Genomic DNA, 2,751 nt, shown 5'->3' with positions numbered 1-2,751 from the left:
CCCGTCCCCGGCCCGCCGCCCGGCCCCGACGCGCGGGCCGGGGACGGCGACGGGACCGGTGACGGGGCGGGCGACGGGGTCCCGTTCAAGCGCCGATTCCCGTACCGGCCCGGCGAGGAGGTACCCGGCGAGGAGGTGTTCGGCGGGAAGGGGATCGTCCGGCTGGTGGACGGCAGCGGGCAGCGGGTGGTCTCGGCGGCCGTCACCGGCCCGGACGGGCCGGTCACCATCTACGCCTCGGTCTCGCTGGGCCCGGTGGACGCGGCCGGCCGGACCGCCGCCGCCGCGCTCGCCGTCGGACTGCCGCTGCTGGTGGCCCTGGTGGCCCTGGTGACCTGGCGGGTGACCGGCCGGGCGCTGCGCCCGGTGGAGGCGATCCGCGCCGAGGTCGCCGAGATCACCGGCCACGACCTGCACCGCCGGGTGCCCGTGCCGCGCACCGCCGACGAGGTCTCCCGGCTGGCCGTCACCGTCAACTCCACCCTGGACCGGCTGGAGGACGCCGGGCAGCGCCAGCGCCGCTTCATCGCCGACGCCTCGCACGAACTGCGCAGCCCCATCGCCGTGTTGCGCACCCAGCTGGAGGTCGCGCTGGCCCACCCCGACCCGGAGCTGTGGCCCGAACTGCTCGCCGACGCCCTGCAGGACACCATCCGCCTGCAGGACCTCGCCGCGGACCTGCTGCTGCTCGCCCGGCTGGACGCCGCCGACCCGGTCGCCACCGAACTCCTGCACCTGGAAGTGCTGTTCGCCGACGTGCTGGACGCCCGCCCGGCCGACCGCGTCCCCGTCCGGGCCGAACTGGCCGACGGGGCAAGGGTGCTGGGCAATCGCACCTGGCTGACCAGGCTGCTCACCAACCTGGTGGACAACGCCCAGCGCTACGCGGAGGGCCTGGTGGAGGTCCGCCTCACCGTCGAGGGCGGCGAGGCGGTGCTGGAGGTGTGCGACGACGGCCCCGGCATCCCGGAACCGGACCGGGAGCGGGTGTTCGAGCGCTTCACCCGGCTCGACGACGCCCGCAGCCGCGAACTCGGCGGCGCCGGACTGGGGTTGGCCATCGCCCGGGACTTGGTCGAGCACCACGGCGGCACCCTGTACGCGGCCGGACGGCCGGAGAACGCCGGACGGCCGGAGGGTGCCGGGCGCACCGAGTGCGCCGGACGGACCGATGGCGCCGAACTGCCCTGCGGCGCCCGGCTGGTGGCCCGCCTCCCACTGGCCGGGCCACCCGCACAGGGCAGTTGACGGAGAGTCAGAACGCGGCGCCGCTACCGGCCGTCACCGGCTGGCCCAACGCGCCGATCCGGGCCAGCAGTTCGACGATCCGGCCCTGCACGTCCTCGGTGGTCGAGCGCTCGGCGAGGAAGAGCACGTTCTCGCCGGTGCGCAGCCCGGCTCGGGCCTGCGGGTCCAGGTCGGCCGAGGTGTAGACGACCAGCGGGGTGCGGTGCAGGCGGTCGTTGGCGCGCAGCCAGTCGAGCAGCCCGAGTGCGCGGCGCTCGATCCGCTGCAGGTCCAGCACCACCAGGTTGGGCTGGATGCTGCTGGCCCTGGCCACCGCCTCGTTCTCGTCGGCGGCGTGCTCGACGTGCATGCCGCGCCGCTCCAGGCTGGCCACCAGCGCCGCCGCGACCTCCGGGTCGGACTCCACCAGCAGCACCCGGGCGGCGTGGTTCTCGCCGTCCCGCGGGGCGAGCGCCCGCAGCAGCACCGCCGGGTCGGCGCCGTACGCGGCGTCCCGGGTGGCCTGGCCGAGCCCGGCGGCCAGCAGCACCGGCACCCGCCCGGCCAGCGCGGCGGTGCGCAGCGACTGCAGCGCGGTGCGGGTGATCGGCCCGGTCAGCGGGTCGACGAAGAGCGCGGCCGGGGTCCGCGGCACCTGCGCGTCGACCTCCTCGCGGGAGGCGACGACGACCGGGCCGAAGCCGCGGGCCTCCAGCGCGCCCCGGGTGGACGGGTCGGGCTCGGGCCACACCAGCAGCGGACGCGGGCCGTCCGGCGCCTGCTCGCGGGCCTGGGCGAGCTCGGCGACCGGCCGGGGCGGGGTGCGCCCCTCGACCGGGGCGCCGCCGGACAGTGCGAGGGCCGACCCGGGGCCGCCCTCGCCCGGCCCGCCCTGCGGGGCCTGCCCGTTCAGGCGCTGGCCGTTCAGCAGCGTCGGGTCGACCGCGGGCGGGGTGCTCCCGCCGGCGGGCAGCGCGTTCGCGGCGGGCGCCTGGCCGGGAGCGGGCACGCCGGGGGCCGGGGTGCCGGGGGCCGGGAAGCCGCCCAGCGGGCGGGGCGGCAGCAGCTCGCCCAGTCCGCTGCCGACCGGCTGCGGGCGGTCCTCCCCGGCGGCCGGCTCGGCGGCGGGCAGTGCCGGAGCGGCGGGCCGGGCGACCTCCAGCGCGGCGGACTGCGGGGCCTCGGCCGGCGGCCCGGCGGGCGCCTCGGCGGCGGGCGGCGCCGGGTCGACGGTCGGGACGGGCGGCAGGACCGCCGTGACCTCCTCGGCGCTCTCCGTCAGGTCGGCGGGCAGCGCGAGCCGCCGCCGGCGCCCGGTGGGCTGGGCGGTCGGGGTGACCGGCTCCGGCGTGGAGACCGCCAGCGCGTTCTCCAGGCCGGGGTAGACCGGCGTCCCGGGGTCGGGCACGCCGGGGATGTGCAGCGCCCCGGAGCTGTCGCCGGACACGGGCAGGGCACCACCATGACGAGTACGGGCTGCTTCGCGACGACCCGCAGCACTCCCGACCACCCTGCCCCGGTCGG

2 protein-coding genes are annotated in these 2,751 nt (G+C 78.5%); one reads left to right on the top strand and one right to left on the bottom strand.

The features are described from left to right. Positions 1-1,248 (top strand): sensor histidine kinase (locus ACFUEL_RS37990; RefSeq protein ID WP_380242530.1); only part of this gene is annotated, 1,248 nt, incomplete at its 5' end. A gap of 7 nt (positions 1,249-1,255) precedes the next feature. Here ACFUEL_RS37990 and ACFUEL_RS37985 read toward each other — a convergent pair. Continuing rightward, positions 1,256-2,674 carry a response regulator gene (locus ACFUEL_RS37985; RefSeq protein ID WP_380242528.1) on the bottom strand — a complete coding sequence of 473 codons (1,419 nt, stop codon included), beginning with the start codon at positions 2,672-2,674 and terminating at the stop codon, positions 1,256-1,258. Positions 2,675-2,751: the final 77 nt, after the last annotated feature.

Origin of the sequence: Kitasatospora sp. NPDC057198, assembly GCF_042670125.1 — a bacterium.
In the GTDB taxonomy this organism is placed as follows: domain Bacteria; phylum Actinomycetota; class Actinomycetes; order Streptomycetales; family Streptomycetaceae; genus Kitasatospora.
Note: the sequence above shows the minus strand (reverse complement) of the source record. Positions and strands in the feature narration are given on the sequence as shown.